This is a genomic window from Enterobacter sp. DVT3837, assembly GCF_056238685.1.
In genome coordinates this window covers 1,170,513-1,185,601 of the sequence record NZ_JBWDLA010000002.1, presented here as the reverse complement: position 1 = coordinate 1,185,601, position 15,089 = coordinate 1,170,513, and the positions used below count along the sequence as shown (strand labels likewise).

Here is a 15,089-nt window from a genome sequence, read left to right as displayed (position 1 = left end):
AAGGGTAATACACAAAAACAACCTTCTGATTTTTAGGGGAATTTTAAGAGGCGTACAGGGGGTAGCATTTACTGCTAATTACACGTTTAGCACACCAGTAGTACACTTAAATTTCACCGTACTTTGTAACTCACTGTTTTTAAGCGAAAAAAAAGCCCATCGTGGGAGATGGGCAAAGACTACACACAGCAATTCGTTGTTTCACTCAGGGGATTTCCATGCTTATAAACCAAGGTGTTGATTTATAACCGTGTGCTAATACTAGGCATTGTGTTATTTAGCGTCGATCAGATTCGTCTCAATAGTTAAAGAGACGTAAAGATTTCTTGAGGTTAGCAGCAGATTTAGTGCAGGGAAGGTGGGTCTGACCAGTGCTCAATGAATAAATAGTTAAGTATTACTTAAGTATTAAGGGGCCGGGTAAGCATATCTTACCCGGCACTGCGGTTACTGACTGTTCTTATCTTCCAGCTCTTCCAGCTCATTCAGGATGAGGTCCGGGTCAGTACCCGGTGGCGGCACTTCATGCACCCAGGCGGAGAACAGACGCCATGTCACGGCGAGAAGCACCGGGCCAATAAACAGGCCAATCATGCCAAAGGCAATCAATCCACCAATAACGCCTGAGAGGATCAGGATCAGCGGCAGGTCAGCACCCATGCGGATGAGTATTGGACGAATGACGTTGTCCATCGTACCAACCACGCAGCTCCACACCAGCAGAACCGTTCCCCACGTGGTATCACCTGTCCAGTAAAGCCAGATGATGCTGGGTATCAGCACCAGCAACGGTCCCAGTTGCGCGAGACAGGTCATTAACATCACAACGGTAAAGACGGTGGCGTACGGTACGCCGGAAATTGCCAGACCGATACCGCCCAGTATCGCCTGCACCAGCGCCGTTACCACAACGCCAAGCGCAACCGCGCGCACAGCCTGTGCAGCCAGCAGTACCGCTGCGTCACCCCGTTTGCCCGCCAGACGGGTAGCAAAATGACGAACACCCAAAGCAACTTGCTCACCACGCCAGTAGAGCAGGGCACTGAAGACCAGCATCAGGGTACAGTGCATCATAAAGCGACCAATATGCGCCGCCTGTCCCACAAACCAGGTGGTGGTGGTACCAATATAAGGACGCACTTTCGCCATCAACGCGCTGCCGCCCATCTCCAGCAGGCTATGCCAGCCGCTATAGAGTTTGGCACCCACCACTGGAATACTGTTTAGCCAGGCGAGATCAGGTAACGTCAGCTCGCCACTGGTAATGGCTCGAATTATCGGACCACTGGAATCCACCAGACTATTCACCAGTAAAGCAATGGGAATAATAAACAGCAGGAACAACAAGAGTGTCATAACCAGCACCGCTAGCCCGCGGCGGCCAAATAGCAGCTTCTGCAAACGCAACAGTAAAGGCCACGTGGCAACGACAACGGTCGCAGCCCAGGCGAAGCCGAGAATAAAGGGTTGAACAATCCACAGACACGCAATAATCATGAGAGCCAGGAACAGCACCGACAGCAAGATTTGCGCAACATCCCTGGGCTGGCGAAGATTGACCATATTTGAAACTTCCTTTAATGAACACCAGCGTGGCTGGCGGGAACGGAAAACCGCGTCTCTCTAATCATTAGTGATCTCGGCGATTTTTGACAGGCGGATTTTGCCCGTAATTCTACGAAGCACATAAGAAAAAAATGTGATAAAACTTTCCAGACACAACGCAAACGATTTCAAATTACTCTAATTAGGGTCGACAGTCATGATCCCACAGATTTCTCAGGCACCTGGCGTCGTTCAGCTGGTGCTTAATTTTTTGCAGGCACTGGAGCAACAGGGTTTTACAGGTGATACCGCCACGAATTATGCCGACAGGCTGACGATGGCGACTGATAACAGTATCTACCAGCTTCTTCCCGATGCCGTTGTTTTCCCTCGTTCAACGGCCGATGTCGCGCTTATCGCCCGGCTGGCAACGCAGGAGCGGTTTGCTTCTCTGGTCTTTACCCCACGTGGCGGTGGCACCGGAACCAATGGCCAGGCGCTGAACCAGGGCATCATTGTTGATATGTCTCGCTATATGAACCGCATTATTGAGATCAACCCTGAAGAGGGGTGGGTGCGGGTCGAGGCGGGCGTTATCAAAGATCAGTTGAATCAGTATCTCAAGCCTTACGGCTACTTTTTTGCCCCTGAGCTCTCCACCAGCAACCGCGCGACCCTCGGCGGGATGATCAACACGGATGCCTCCGGTCAGGGCTCGCTGGTGTACGGTAAAACCTCCGATCACGTGCTGGGCGTGCGTGCCGTTCTGCTGGGCGGTGATATTCTTGATACGCAGCCGATGCCGGTTGCACTGGCGGAAACCCTGGGTAAAGATAACACCGCCAGCGGACGGATCTATCGTACCGTGCTGGAGCGCTGCCGCGAAAACCGTCAGTTGATCCTCGACAAATTCCCCAAACTGAACCGTTTTCTGACCGGGTACGATCTGCGTCATGTGTTTAACGATGATCTGACCCAGTTCGATTTAACCCGCATACTGACCGGCTCCGAGGGAACGCTGGCGTTTATTACCGAGGCGCGGCTTGATATCACCCGGTTGCCGAAGGTACGTCGCCTGGTGAACGTCAAATATGACTCTTTCGACTCTGCGCTGCGTAATGCACCTTTTATGGTTGAAGCACAAGCGCTGTCGGTTGAAACCGTCGACTCCAAAGTATTGAACCTGGCCCGGGAAGACATCGTCTGGCACTCCGTCAGTGAGCTGATTACCGATGTGCCAGATAAAGAAATGCTTGGCCTTAATATCGTTGAATTTGCCGGCGATGACGCGGAGCTTATTGAAAACCAGGTGACGACGCTCTGTCAGCGGCTGGATGAACTTATTGCGCAGGGTGAAGGTGGGGTGATTGGCTGGCAGCTCTGTAACGATCTGGCCGGCATTGAACGTATCTACGCGATGCGGAAAAAAGCCGTGGGGCTACTCGGCAACGCGAAAGGGGCGGCCAAGCCCATTCCGTTTGCCGAAGATACCTGCGTTCCGCCTGAGCATCTGGCTGATTATATCGTTGAGTTTCGTGCCCTGCTGGACAGCCACGGCCTGAGCTATGGCATGTTTGGCCATGTCGACGCCGGGGTGTTGCACGTGCGTCCGGCGCTGGATATGTGCGACCCGCAGCAGGAGATCCTGATGAAACAGATCTCCGATGACGTCGTTGCGTTAACCGCGAAATATGGCGGCCTGCTGTGGGGCGAGCACGGTAAAGGCTTCCGCGCTGAATACAGTCCGGCATTTTTCGGCGAGCAGCTCTATGCGGAGTTGCGCAAAGTTAAAGCGGCGTTTGACCCGGATAACCGTCTCAACCCGGGGAAAATCTGTCCGCCTGAAGGTGTGGATGCGCCGATGCTGCGGGTGGATGCCGTTAAACGCGGCACCTATGACCGACAGATCCCTATCGCGGTACGCTCCTCATGGCGCGGCGCGATGGAGTGCAACGGCAACGGCCTGTGCTTTAACTTTGATGTGAAAAGCCCGATGTGTCCGTCGATGAAAATCACCAGTAACCGTATCCATTCTCCGAAAGGGCGTGCAACGCTGGTGCGCGAATGGCTGCGTCTGCTGGCCGACCGAGGAGTGGATCCGCTCAAGCTTGAGCAGGAGCTACCGGAAAAACGCGCCAGCCTGCGTTCGCTGATTGAGCGCACACGGAATAGCTGGCATGCAAATAAAGGCGAGTATGATTTCTCCCATGAGGTGAAAGAGGCGATGTCTGGCTGTCTGGCCTGCAAAGCCTGCTCAACCCAATGCCCGATTAAGATAGATGTGCCGGAGTTCCGTTCGCGTTTTCTGCAGCTTTATCACACCCGATACCTGCGTCCGGTACGTGACCATCTGGTGGCGACAGTTGAAAGTTATGCGCCGCTGATGGCGCGTGCGCCAAAGACCTTTAACTTCTTTATTAATCAACCACTGGTGCGCAAGCTCTCCGAAAAACATATCGGAATGGTCGATCTGCCGCTGCTGTCGGTACCGTCGCTGCAACGACAGCTTGTCGGACACCGCTCAGCGAACATGACCCTTGAACAGCTTGAGGCGTTAACCCCCGAGCAAAAAGCAAATGTGGTGCTGGTGGTGCAGGATCCGTTCACCAGTTACTACGATGCGCAAGTGGTCGCGGATTTCATCCGCTTGTCAGAGAAGCTGGGTTATCAGCCAGTGGTTCTGCCGTTCTCTCCGAATGGTAAGGCGCAGCACATTAAAGGCTTCCTGACGCGTTTTGCGAAAACCGCGCAGAAAACTTCTGATTTCTTAAACCGTGTGGCGCAACTGGGTATACCGATGGTTGGCGTCGATCCGGCGCTGGTGCTTTGCTATCGCGATGAATACAAGCAGACGTTGGGCGATAAACGTGGTGATTTCCACGTCATGCTGGTGCACGAGTGGCTGCCGATGGCCCTGGAGGATAAGGCTGGTCAGGATGTCAGCGGTGAACCGTGGTATCTGTTCGGTCACTGCACGGAAGTCACCGCGCTGCCGGGTGCCCCTGCCCAGTGGGCCTCAGTCTTTGCCCGCTTCGGCGCGAAGCTGGAGAGCGTCAATGTGGGCTGCTGCGGCATGGCCGGAACCTACGGACACGAAGTGAAAAATCACGCGAACTCGCTCGGTATCTACGAGTTGTCCTGGCATCAGGCGATGCAGCGTTTGCCGCGAAACCGCTGTCTGGCGACAGGCTACTCCTGTCGTAGTCAGGTGAAACGGGTAGAAGGTAACGGGGTACGCCACCCATTGCAGGCTTTACTGGAGATAATTGGATGATCTGGAAACGAGCTGTAACGCTGCAGGCGCTCAACGCCATGGGCGAGGGGAATATGGTGGGACTGCTGGATATCCAGTTCACCCGCATCGGTGACGATGAGATTGAGGCTACAATGCCTGTCGATCACCGTACTCATCAGCCGTTTGGTTTATTGCACGGCGGAGCGTCCGTCGTGCTGGCTGAAACGCTGGGCTCTGTGGCAGGGTATCTCTGTACCGAAGGGGAGCAGAAGGTCGTCGGGCTGGAGGTGAATGCTAACCATATTCGCTCGGTGCGTAGCGGTCGTGTGCGCGGTGTTTGCCGCGCGCTGCACGCCGGAAGTCGCCATCAGGTGTGGCAAATTGACATTCTCGATGAGCAGGATCGTTTGTGCTGCTCGTCGCGGCTGACGACGGCGGTTGTGTAAAGTTTTCAGATGTTTTGCCTTTGGTCAAAAGTTAGCCACTGTGTTGTGATATAGTGGTCAGGTTTTGTACATAAGCGAGGACATCATGGATACTGAAATAACCCCAACACAGCTGGCAATTGAATATTTACGTCGCGATAAGAGCAACCTGTCTCCGGCGCAGTACCTGAAAAAGCTGAAACAGCTTGAGCTGGAATTTGCAGATTTGCTGGCGCTCTCTTCGAATGAACTGAAAGAAGAGATCTACTTTGCCTGGCGGTTGGGCGTTCACGTCCATTGAGTGTATGTAAATGAAAGGGCCGCGATTGCGGCCTTTTTTGTACCCGGAATTTAGTATCTGGCGGGGAGTTTATTGATTCTAATGAGCCTGCCTTCTTCCATCTCGATAAATCCACCGGTTTTTAAATCCGCCAGAATACGCATCACGCCGCTGCGGGAGAGCTGGGTTTTCTCCCGAATGTATCGCTCCGCCGTCACGCTGCGTCGATAGCCTTCGTCTTCCTCCATTAGCTTAACGAGCTGCTGGCGAATCATCTCATACGCAGTGGGGGCACCCTGGGGCATCACGTTGTTATAAAGTCGGCTATAGACAAACATCAGCTGTCTGGAGAGCAGACCCCATAGCCCTTTTTCTTTAATAATATCAGCCACCTGTTCAGTAGGGATACTACCAATCAGGCAAGGGCTCACCGTGATGAGGTAATCATTGAAATAGATGTCTGTCAGGTTAGCAAGACCAAACAGGGCAGGGCTGCGAGCGGTGGAAAGCATCATGTTATCGCTGCTGCGGTAGAGTGCAATCGTCCCCTCCAGGATTAAATAACAGATCCCCTGACCGTTAACCTCAAGGTTAAGTCGTTCGCCGCGGCCCGTTCGACGCACGGTGCAATAGGGCTCCAGATGCGCGATCAGTTCCTGGGCGTAAGGGGAGCCGCGAGACGATTTATCTGTAGAGGACATAGCCGTAAACCTGGAAGATGACCTTATGCTTATAGTTTCGCTCTTCTCTCGCGCTATCTCCAGATATTATTGTGCTTTCAGTACTTCCGGGGTAAATGGTTAACCTCTATCAGCACGCCACGTTCCATGGTGATGTATTTCCCCGTACGCAGTTCTGCCAGAATCCGCATTATACCGCTGCGGGAAAGGTAGGTACGGCTCTTAATGTAGGCCGCTGCGGTGATGTTTTGTCTAATTGCCTCAGGCTCCTGCATTAATTCAACCAGCTGAAAGCGGATGATATCGTATGCGGACATCTGTGAAATTTGTGCACAGTGCTCATACACCCGTGATGCTGTATAGATCAGCAATTTAGAAAAATGTTCCCAGAGATCGTGCTGTGCAACCACGTTGTTAAACGCATCCAGCGACATGCACGCTAATTCGGATGTCTCCAGTGCCCTGACGTAAAGATGTTCCGATGAAAACTGACTGCTAACACCCAGTATAAAGGGGGCTGATTCCGAATTTAACACAATGCCGTCGCCGCGGCGGTGCAGCGCCACGCTGCCGTGTAATAGCATAAAACAGTGGCGTTCGTCATTTCGGTAATATTGTACGACTTCACTTTTCGAAAGAATGATTTTCTCTGCGACAGGAAGGACATTATCAATTAAGCGCTCTATGTGCTTTAAGGGTTTTAATCCCAGCACCGATGATTTCTCATTGTCTAATTCGGTTGCAATTCGCGTGTTCATAATATACCTCACTTCAACAGGTGTGATCGTTTTTCAATCAGCGTGGAGAATTATCTTAAAAATCAGCGAAGCAGGGAATAACAGTCAAAAGTCTAATAATAGACCAGGAGGAGTAGGCATCTTAACGCTATGAATTTTATCGTTATAAGGTGAAGGTCTAAAAGTAGACTGACGATAAAGCGCACAGTTTAAATGTTTATTTTTTGTTAAGCCCCAGTCTACAGCTAGACCTGAAAATAGATTGTTTCGCGGAAAAGAGTTGTATAAGTTTTGACTCGCCGACAGAAATGCCAATCTGAAACGCTCGCCATGATGAGAGTTTTATTTTGTTTCTGATGGCACCTAAAAATAATGGCAGAATGAGGATTGTCTGTTTTGCCTGAATATCAGTAATAAATAAAGTAATACAGGAAATGGCTTTATGAAAAAGAAAATTATTGCTGCCATGTTTGCGGCAGGCTCTGCATTGACAATGACTCAGGCTTTCGCTGCGGCAGGTACGGTTAATTTTAACGGTAATATTTTGGATAATGCCTGCGATGTAGATGTGGCATCCCAGAATCAGGTTGTGGTCCTCGGTGATTACTACAAAACGGAATTCCCGACAACGGGTTCCAGAACCGCGGCGACGCAGTTCGATATCGTACTGAAAAACTGCCCGGTGACCGTTACCTCCGCGAAGGTGCGTTTTGACGGAACGCCAGATTTAACCAACGCAAGCCTGCTGGCGATTGATTCCTCCGTTGTGGGTGCAGCAACGGGCGTGGCCATCAACCTGATGTCGGCTGATAAGGCCGATTTACCGCTGCATGGTAGCAACAGCTATTCCTATGCTCTGAGCAGCACAACTGATAATACGCTCAATTTCTATGCTCAGTATATTTCGACTGCGGCATCAGTGACCGCGGGCCCGGCTAATTCGGTTGCTAACTTCTCTGTGGTTTATAACTAAGTCTTTTGCAGTAATCAGTATGGGGCCACCCGGCCCCTTTGTTTTATGAGGTATTCAATGCGTTTTATCAAAACAATCGGCCTGGCCGCGACAGCGTTACCGCTGACATTTTCAATGGCCAATGCCGGCGTCATTATTGGCGGCACGCGCGTTATTTTCGACGGTGCAAAAAAAGAAGCATCAATTAGCGTAGATAATGCCGATAGCGCTTCCTTTTTAATTCAGTCGTGGATTGATACACCGGAGGGAAAAGCAGATAAAGCGCCTTTTATCATTACGCCTCCGCTTTATCGACTTGATGGCGGCCAGAAAAATATCGAACGCATTGTCATGGCGGGTTCACTCCCTCAGGAACAAGAAAGTTTATTCTGGCTCAATATAAAAGCTATTCCTTCTGCAACGAAACAGGCTAACTCACTGCAAATTGCGGTGAAAACGCGTATCAAGTTGATTTATCGCCCGGCAAATCTTCACGCGTCAACGCCTGAAGAACAGGTTGAAAAATTAGCATGGCAACGCAACGGGAATGAAATTCAGGTAACGAATCCGACTCCCTATGTAATCAATTTTAATGAAATATCCGTAGGCGGAAAAAAACTGGATGATGTTTCGTATGTATTACCCGGCGCGTCGGCCCGGTTCCCGTTATCTCATGGAACCAACGGAAATACGCTGACGTTTAAAGTTATCAACGATTATGGAAGTCCCGGCGCTTTACATCAAGCCAGTTTGTGATTTTGAAAAACGGTAATACCTGCATTACTCAGGTCATCAGCAATGAAAATACAGCATTATAAAGTACGACCTCGACGTCTGGCGACACTCATCGCCCTGGTGATGACGGGTTCTTCACCCACGCTTTATGCCAGCGAAACGTTTAATACCGAACTGGTTGAGCTGGATAACCCGGGAATAGGGAAAGCAGATTTATCCGCGTTTGAAACAGGCTCTCAGGCACCGGGGACGTACCATGTTGATATTATTCTTGACGATCAGCTCATTGAGACCCGGGATATTACCTTTGCCGCAGCGAAATCGCCCGATGGAAATGACGTATTACAGCCATGCCTGAGCATTGAACAATTAAAACAGTGGGGGGTTAAGACTGCGCTTTTTCCTCAGTTGGGCTCAGCGAAAAGCGCCTGTGCCGATCTTAAAGCCATTCCGCTGTCCTCGACGGATTTCCAGTTCAACGCGCAGCGTCTGGTTATCAGTATTCCGCAGGCTGCTATCGATATACCGGCGCGTGGCTATGTGCCGCCGGAGATGTGGGACGAAGGTATCAATGCCGCCATGCTCAATTACAGCCTGAGCGGGGCCAACACCTGGGCGAAAACCGATGAGGCTGCCAGAACCGACAGCCTGTATGCCAACCTGCGTCCGGGGATCAACATTGGGCCGTGGCGTCTGCGCAACTACACCACCTGGTCCCGGGATGCGTCGGGTCAGGATAAATGGGACACCGTTTATACCTATGCGCAGCGGGCCGTTATTCCCCTGAAAGCGCAGCTGACGCTAGGCGACAGCTCTTCTCCGGCTGACGTGTTTGACAGTATGCCTTTTCGCGGCGGCCAACTGGCATCCGACGATGACATGCTGCCGGATTCCCTGAAGGGTTACGCGCCCGTGGTTCGCGGTATTGCGCGCACGAATGCGCAGGTGGTGGTGCGCCAGAATGGCTATCAGATCTACCAGAGTTATGTCGCCCCGGGGGCGTTTGAGATAACCGACATGTACCCGACGGGCGGTGCCGGGGACCTTGACGTGACGATCAAAGAGGCTGATGGAAGTGAACAACATTTCACCCTGCCTTACGCCTCACTGCCGGTGCTGCAGCGCGAAGGGCGTCTGAAGTATGCCATCACGGGCGGCCATTATCGTGCCTATAACAGCAGGGTGGAAAAGACGCCTTTCGGGCAACTGACCGGTATTTATGGTCTCCCGTATGGCCTGACGCTATACGGTGGCGTTCAGGGGTCAGGCAAGTACCGGTCGCTCGCCGTTGGGGTGGGTAAAAACATGGGGGATTTTGGTGCGCTCTCTACCGACGTTACCCAGGCCTGGTCTACACCGGATAAAACGGCAAAAACCAACGGGCAGTCCTGGCGCGCGCGGTACAGCAAGAACTTTATCGATACCGGAACGAACTTCTCTATTGCGGGGTATCGCTATTCGACCAGCGGCTACTACGGGATGCAGGAAGTGCTGGATTCCTGGGGAGACAGTACCTCGCTGCAGGACAGGCGGCGTAACCGCGCCGAATTGACCATGAGCCAGACGTTGGGCGGGGATATGGGTTCCCTGACCCTCAGCGCCGCGCGGGAAGACTACTGGAATTCGGGCAAATCGATGGCATCCTGGAGCGTCGGGTATAACAACTACTGGCATAACATCAGCTATGGCGTGACCTGGACATACAGCAAAAACGCCAGTGCAGCCTCTTATGGCACCGAAAGCAGCAAAACGTACGACCACGATCAGCTTCTGGCATTTAACGTCAGCGTGCCGCTGGAGAAATTCCTCCCGCAGACGTGGACGAACTATGGCATGAACGCCAGCAAAAATAACGGCACCACGCACAACCTGGGTATGAACGGCGTGGCCCTGGAAAACAATGCCCTGAACTGGAACGTGCAGCAGGGCTTCGGCACGGACGGCGTCGGATATACCGGCAACATTAACGGTGACTACAAAGGGACCTACGGCGAAGTGACGGCGGGCTATGGCTACGACAGGAGCAGCGAGCGTCTGAACTACGGCCTGCAGGGGGGGATTCTGGCCCATGCGGACGGCATCACCTTTTCCCAGCCGCTGGGGGAAACCAATGCCCTGATTAAGGCACCCGGCGCCCATGGGGTGGATATTCGAAACCAGTCCGGCATGCGAACGGACTACAGAGGCTATACGGTGGTTAGCAACCTCTCCGTGTACCGCAAAAACGACCTCACGCTCGATCCGGAAAATATGCCTGATGACGTTGAGCTGGAGATCAATACGCGTACGGTCACGCCGACGCGAGGCGCGGTAGTCAGGGCTGATTACCTTTCCAAAGTGGGGCGCAAGGTGTTGATGACCTTGATGGACAACGGCCGCTTCGTTCCTTTTGGGGCGGTAGTGACGCTCGCTGGAGACGGTCACGGTAGCTTTATCGTCGGCGATCGAGGACAGGTCTACTTAACCGGCATGAGCGAGCAGGGGACGCTGGTCGTCGCGTGGGGAAATCAATCCGCCCAGCAGTGTCGTGCGGATTTCACCCTGCCGAAACAGGCCACCTACGGTGGCGTCACCCTCGTTAACGCTCTTTGCCGTCAGGGACATTAAGATGAAAACGATGAAATTTTTGCTGTTGCTGTGTTTTTTTGTGGGCTGGAATTATGCCCACGCCGGGACGTGCATGACGATCGTTCCGCAGACGTCTACGCTGTCGGTGGGCACCCTCACCGTGCAGCGCGATGCGCCTGTTGGAACGGTGATATTCTCCGGTGCTGCGTCGGGCACCGGATCGTATCTGACCGGTTGCACCAATCCATTAATGCTGGGTTTTAGCATGCGTTATAACGGCGCCACGCTCAGTACCTATGGGAATCATGTTTACAATACCAACGTCAGCGGGATTGGGATTCGATTTTCATCGAACAATTATTTCGAAAACCCGAGCAAGGTAATGGTGCCAACTTACTGATTTAGTGTACGATGGTGTTTTTGAGGTGCTCCCGTGGCTTCCATCTCCATCAGTTGTCCCTCCTGCTCAGCTACTGAAGGCGTGGTGCGTAACGGTAAAAGTACTGCCGGACATCAGCGCTATCTCTGCTCTCACTGCCGTAAAACATGGCAACTGCAGTTCACTTACACCGCTTCTCAACCCGGTACGCACCAGAAAATCATTGATATGGCCATGAATGGTGTTGGATGCCGGGCAACCGCCCGCATTATGGGCGTTGGCCTCAACACGATTTTACGTCACTTAAAAAACTCAGGCCGCAGTCGGTAACCTCGCGCATACAGCCGGGCAGTGACGTCATCGTCTGCGCGGAAATGGACGAACAGTGGGGCTACGTCGGTGCTAAATCACGTCAGCGCTGGCTGTTTTACGCGTATGACAGGATACGGAGGACGGTTGTGGCGCACGTCTTCGGTGAACGCACTCTGGCCACACTGGAGCGTCTTCTGAGCCTGCTGTCGGCCTTTGAGGTCGTGGTATGGATGACGGATGGCTGGCCGCTGTATGAATCCCGCCTGAAGGGAAAGCTGCACGTAATCAGCAAGCGTTACACTCAGCGAATTGAGCGGCATAACCTGAATCTGAGACAACATCTGGCAAGGCTGGGACGGAAGTCACTGTCGTTCTCAAAATCGGTGGAGCTGCATGACAAGGTCATCGGGCATTATCTGAACATAAAACACTATCAGTAAGTTGGAGTCATTACCCCCGAGCAATACCTTCTCATATAACGCACAAACCTCATACGTCGACTGGTATGGCGGAAAAATTGAACTGGTGGTGACCGGGCTGGTTTCATCTGGGGCACTCACGCCAGGCGTAATCGGTGTGGTAACCCTTCAGGGCAGCGACGCTATTTATCGCGATGGTCTGACAACGCAGTTAAGCAGCGGAACGATCAATGCCCTGGCATGCACAATTAATACGCCACAACTAACCTTCGCCATTGGAAATATACCCACCTCTTCTTTTAACGCAGGCGTGGGAACGTCGCCGGCAGGGGCGCAAAATACGCAGAATCTCGGATTAAACTGCAGCACCGGAACCAATATTAACGTCACTTTAAGCGGTATTCAAAATCCGGATATCAGCAATACCAGCGTAATGGCCTTAACGGGTCAAGGTAATACCGGAACGGCAAAAGGAGTGGGCGTTCAACTCATCTATAACGGTACTCCACTGGCCATGAATAGCCGCCTGTTATTAAAACAGTCGACGGGTGGAGTCGAAACGCTCCCGTTAACGGCCCGTTATTATCAAACGCAGGGGACCGTTCAGTCGGGAACGGCCAACGCCTCGGCCACGCTTAATATAACCTACCAGTAGCAGGTGAGAAGATGAAAATATCGCACAAAAAAACGCTCCTGCTTGCCCTGTTGAGCTGGAAGGTGTTTTCAGCCGATACGGTCAATATTGGCGTAACGGGGAATATCGTTGCGTCACCCTGCATATTTAATGGCGGAAATACGAATCTGGATATTAATCTTGGCAATATTCAGGCATCAAATATGGTGACGCCGGGATCCACGTCTGACCCGGTTGCGTTCAATTTGCTCTTTACAAGTTGTCCGCTGGGAACCCGTAGCATCACGGTGACGTTCACAGGTAACTCGGATCCCGCAGCAGGGGCGGACTACTACATGAACAGCGGCTCGGCCACTGGCGTTGCCGTCGCTATGAGTGACGCCGCAACCGGCTCGCTTAAAGGGACTGGCTCCAGTATCACAAAGGCCATTGCGGCAGACAGCACTGCCACGATACCTATGCAGGCCTGGGTAAAATCCGCTTCAGGCGGAGCAACGCCCGGAAGCATCAGTGCAGTTGTCGTTATGACCATGCAATATAATTAGTTAAGCAGACGTTCTGGAGGTAAATGTGCATGCCATTCACTTTTTATTGAAAGGGATGACGGTGTTGGTTCTTATTTTTTCAATTATATGGGCCTTTATTGACTCCCCCTCATTTAATAACAGCAGTATGGAGCGAAATAGCGATTCAGAGGTGGTGGTAGGTTGCCATTTCAATTCACTCATGGCAGCGGATTAACCTATGCTGAACATTCTGATAAAAGAGTCTGATTTACTGTTTCAGTATGGCTTACAGGTCTTTCTCGCTGATTTATTTCAGCGAGGTTTCAGAGAAGAGGTCCAGTTTTCATCTCATTTTACCCATGACGGCGTAAGTGTCGCCGATATTGTGGTGCTCTCGCTGTGTGTCGGCGAGGTTTTCACCTGCATACCGGAGTTACAGTCGCGTAAAAAGGGGATCGTGATAGGCCTGGTGGATGACGAGTGTCGTGAAGCAACGACCCCGTCATGTTTTGAAGATATTATTTTAATTTCGCGAAGAGCGTCGGTTTTGAAGATCAGAGAGATAATCTATTTTGCCTGGTATAAAACGCAGTTGCCCGGCTATCGCTGGAATAAAAATGTCTGTCTTGACTGCCATCATAAAAAACTTTCTCCACAGCAGATCCGCATTATGGCGAGTTTTTATAAAGGACTGTCGGTCATGGAGATTGCGCACGAGTTGAATATCAGTGATAAGACGGTATTCAGCCATAAATATATGCTGATGCAAAAATTCGATCTGCGAAATGATTATGAATTAATCGTGTTGCTTAACAGACTGGCCGAGAAAAATAGCGCTCCCAATTTTTTTCGGGACTATCTAACCATGGATATCAAGAACTATGAGGTTGCCGCGTCGTCTGCCCGTTAAATATGCCGTATTTTTAGCCAGCGCGGTCGCGTTCAACGTTAGAGGAGCCGGATTAATTGAGAATGACCGCCAGCTGCGGGACGATCTGGCGTGGTTAGCCGGGCGTCATCTGTTCGCATTATCGCTATCAACCCGGCCGCTAAGTGAGTCGGAAATCAGCCGTACGATGGCGGCGCGGTATGACGCTCGCGATCCGGTGAGCGAGCAGGTTGTTCGCCGGGTTCAGATGCGCCTTGCGCAGATAAAAACGCTCATCGTGCCGTGGGGTGACGTGGCAACCGGTCGGGACCCGCTGCCGCAGGGACCAGGCATATTCAGCGGGCAGAACAGTCGTTGAGTACGATGCTAAACACCAACGGTGAGTACTGGGATGTCACGCTTCAGGGGAACGTAGAAGAAACACAGTGGGTTTCCGATGCCTCACATCTGAACCCGAACGGTAGCTATGCTGCGGTAAGCGTTGCGAATCAATGGTTGAGCTTTGGCGAGATCCCGCAGTGGTGGGGCGGAAGAGGACGCCCTCAGACGTTGACAGCGTTTCGTGATGGCTTTTCTTGGCCGGGATAATACGGGAAGCCAGAAACGCGACCCGGGCGACCAGTTGGGCGGCATCGATCTCCAGATCCCGCCAGGGGAGATGCCTATCGCCCTTTACGGGCAGGTCATATCACGGCGGTCTGTATCAGCAGGGCTGGCCGCTGGCAGATTCCAGGTAGGAGATGACGCGGGTCTGATGGTGCAGTTCTCTATGCATAGCCCTCCCTGATTTTTC

Annotated in this window: 15 protein-coding genes, 1 other RNA gene and 2 pseudogenes; 14 read left to right on the top strand and 4 right to left on the bottom strand. The window is 52.1% G+C overall.

Annotated features, from left to right (window positions below; genetic code table 11):
• Nucleotides 1-144 precede the first annotated feature (144 nt).
• Nucleotides 145-252, bottom strand: an RNA gene (gene rprA / locus AC0XWG_RS20645) — antisense sRNA RprA.
• 195 nt (nt 253-447) lie between these two features.
• Nucleotides 448-1,563 carry an AI-2E family transporter YdiK gene (gene ydiK / locus AC0XWG_RS20640; RefSeq protein WP_049006386.1) on the bottom strand — a complete coding sequence of 372 codons (1,116 nt, stop codon included), beginning with the start codon at nt 1,561-1,563 and terminating at the stop codon, nt 448-450.
• Between the two features lie 199 nt (nt 1,564-1,762).
• Here ydiK and ydiJ point away from each other — a divergent pair, with 199 nt between their 5' ends.
• The 3 genes from ydiJ to AC0XWG_RS20625 all read left to right on the top strand — a co-directional run bounded on the left by ydiJ (nt 1,763) and on the right by AC0XWG_RS20625 (nt 5,506).
• Nucleotides 1,763-4,819 carry a D-2-hydroxyglutarate dehydrogenase YdiJ gene (gene ydiJ, locus AC0XWG_RS20635; RefSeq protein ID WP_128347980.1) on the top strand — a complete coding sequence of 1,019 codons (3,057 nt, stop codon included), beginning with the start codon at nt 1,763-1,765 and terminating at the stop codon, nt 4,817-4,819.
• The gene (gene menI / locus AC0XWG_RS20630; protein WP_028017253.1) at nt 4,816-5,226 is read left to right on the top strand and encodes a 1,4-dihydroxy-2-naphthoyl-CoA hydrolase; all 411 of its coding nucleotides are present in this window, start codon (nt 4,816-4,818) and stop codon (nt 5,224-5,226) included. Before ydiJ ends, menI begins: the two co-directional genes overlap by 4 nt.
• 85 nt (nt 5,227-5,311) lie before the next feature.
• Complete coding sequence (locus AC0XWG_RS20625; protein ID WP_010430192.1) at nt 5,312-5,506, top strand: YdiH family protein; 195 nt, start codon at nt 5,312-5,314, stop codon at nt 5,504-5,506.
• A 50-nt stretch (nt 5,507-5,556) separates the two neighbouring features.
• Here AC0XWG_RS20625 and AC0XWG_RS20620 read toward each other — a convergent pair whose 3' ends face one another.
• The gene (locus AC0XWG_RS20620) at nt 5,557-6,186 is read right to left on the bottom strand and encodes a helix-turn-helix domain-containing protein (protein WP_108090137.1); all 630 of its coding nucleotides are present in this window, start codon (nt 6,184-6,186) and stop codon (nt 5,557-5,559) included.
• A gap of 77 nt (nt 6,187-6,263) precedes the next feature.
• Entirely contained in the window at nt 6,264-6,923 is a 660-nt protein-coding gene (locus tag AC0XWG_RS20615; RefSeq protein WP_108090136.1) for a winged helix-turn-helix transcriptional regulator, read from the bottom strand.
• 421 nt (nt 6,924-7,344) lie between these two features.
• Here AC0XWG_RS20615 and AC0XWG_RS20610 point away from each other — a divergent pair, with 421 nt between their 5' ends.
• From AC0XWG_RS20610 to AC0XWG_RS20560, 11 genes and pseudogenes are all read left to right on the top strand, one after another.
• Nucleotides 7,345-7,875, top strand: coding sequence for a fimbrial protein (locus AC0XWG_RS20610; protein ID WP_475680996.1), 531 nt, complete (start codon nt 7,345-7,347; stop codon nt 7,873-7,875).
• 57 nt (nt 7,876-7,932) lie between these two features.
• Nucleotides 7,933-8,610 (top strand): fimbrial biogenesis chaperone, encoded by a 678-nt coding sequence (locus AC0XWG_RS20605; RefSeq protein WP_108090134.1) that lies wholly within the window; start codon nt 7,933-7,935, stop codon nt 8,608-8,610.
• Nucleotides 8,611-8,652: 42 nt separating this feature from the next.
• A complete protein-coding gene (locus tag AC0XWG_RS20600; RefSeq protein WP_475680995.1) occupies nt 8,653-11,196 on the top strand; it encodes a fimbria/pilus outer membrane usher protein in 2,544 nt (847 codons plus the stop codon).
• A gap of 1 nt (nt 11,197) precedes the next feature.
• Nucleotides 11,198-11,533, top strand: a pseudogene (locus tag AC0XWG_RS20595) (fimbrial protein); the annotation flags it as partial.
• 57 nt (nt 11,534-11,590) lie between these two features.
• Nucleotides 11,591-12,288, top strand: a protein-coding gene (locus tag AC0XWG_RS20590) for an IS1 family transposase (RefSeq protein ID WP_223216367.1) whose coding sequence is annotated in 2 segments (ribosomal slippage) — nt 11,591-11,840 and nt 11,840-12,288 — 699 coding nt in all. Because the reading frame shifts where the segments join, the coding sequence is not laid out codon by codon here.
• A 16-nt stretch (nt 12,289-12,304) separates the two neighbouring features.
• A pseudogene (locus AC0XWG_RS20585) lies at nt 12,305-12,922 on the top strand (fimbrial protein); the annotation flags it as partial.
• An 11-nt stretch (nt 12,923-12,933) separates the two neighbouring features.
• Nucleotides 12,934-13,446, top strand: coding sequence for a fimbrial protein (locus AC0XWG_RS20580; protein WP_108090131.1), 513 nt, complete (start codon nt 12,934-12,936; stop codon nt 13,444-13,446).
• 199 nt (nt 13,447-13,645) lie between these two features.
• Nucleotides 13,646-14,317 carry a helix-turn-helix transcriptional regulator gene (locus AC0XWG_RS20575; RefSeq protein ID WP_108090130.1) on the top strand — a complete coding sequence of 224 codons (672 nt, stop codon included), beginning with the start codon at nt 13,646-13,648 and terminating at the stop codon, nt 14,315-14,317.
• A complete protein-coding gene (locus AC0XWG_RS20570) occupies nt 14,289-14,654 on the top strand; it encodes a hypothetical protein (protein ID WP_108090129.1) in 366 nt (121 codons plus the stop codon). Before AC0XWG_RS20575 ends, AC0XWG_RS20570 begins: the two co-directional genes overlap by 29 nt.
• Entirely contained in the window at nt 14,651-14,884 is a 234-nt protein-coding gene (locus tag AC0XWG_RS20565; RefSeq protein ID WP_128347979.1) for a capsule assembly Wzi family protein, read from the top strand. Before AC0XWG_RS20570 ends, AC0XWG_RS20565 begins: the two co-directional genes overlap by 4 nt.
• Nucleotides 14,862-15,083 carry a hypothetical protein gene (locus AC0XWG_RS20560; RefSeq protein WP_108090127.1) on the top strand — a complete coding sequence of 74 codons (222 nt, stop codon included), beginning with the start codon at nt 14,862-14,864 and terminating at the stop codon, nt 15,081-15,083. Before AC0XWG_RS20565 ends, AC0XWG_RS20560 begins: the two co-directional genes overlap by 23 nt.
• Nucleotides 15,084-15,089: the final 6 nt, after the last annotated feature.

Coding starts and splice junctions, on each gene's coding strand:
- ydiK (WP_049006386.1), bottom strand. CDS start 1,563: ATGGTCAATCTTCGCCAGCCCAGGGATGTTGCGCAAATCTTGCTGTCG.
- ydiJ (WP_128347980.1), top strand. CDS start 1,763: ATGATCCCACAGATTTCTCAGGCACCTGGCGTCGTTCAGCTGGTGCTT.
- menI (WP_028017253.1), top strand. CDS start 4,816: ATGATCTGGAAACGAGCTGTAACGCTGCAGGCGCTCAACGCCATGGGC.
- AC0XWG_RS20625 (WP_010430192.1), top strand. CDS start 5,312: ATGGATACTGAAATAACCCCAACACAGCTGGCAATTGAATATTTACGT.
- AC0XWG_RS20620 (WP_108090137.1), bottom strand. CDS start 6,186: ATGTCCTCTACAGATAAATCGTCTCGCGGCTCCCCTTACGCCCAGGAA.
- AC0XWG_RS20615 (WP_108090136.1), bottom strand. CDS start 6,923: ATGAACACGCGAATTGCAACCGAATTAGACAATGAGAAATCATCGGTG.
- AC0XWG_RS20610 (WP_475680996.1), top strand. CDS start 7,345: ATGAAAAAGAAAATTATTGCTGCCATGTTTGCGGCAGGCTCTGCATTG.
- AC0XWG_RS20605 (WP_108090134.1), top strand. CDS start 7,933: ATGCGTTTTATCAAAACAATCGGCCTGGCCGCGACAGCGTTACCGCTG.
- AC0XWG_RS20600 (WP_475680995.1), top strand. CDS start 8,653: ATGAAAATACAGCATTATAAAGTACGACCTCGACGTCTGGCGACACTC.
- AC0XWG_RS20580 (WP_108090131.1), top strand. CDS start 12,934: ATGAAAATATCGCACAAAAAAACGCTCCTGCTTGCCCTGTTGAGCTGG.
- AC0XWG_RS20575 (WP_108090130.1), top strand. CDS start 13,646: ATGCTGAACATTCTGATAAAAGAGTCTGATTTACTGTTTCAGTATGGC.
- AC0XWG_RS20570 (WP_108090129.1), top strand. CDS start 14,289: ATGAGGTTGCCGCGTCGTCTGCCCGTTAAATATGCCGTATTTTTAGCC.
- AC0XWG_RS20560 (WP_108090127.1), top strand. CDS start 14,862: ATGGCTTTTCTTGGCCGGGATAATACGGGAAGCCAGAAACGCGACCCG.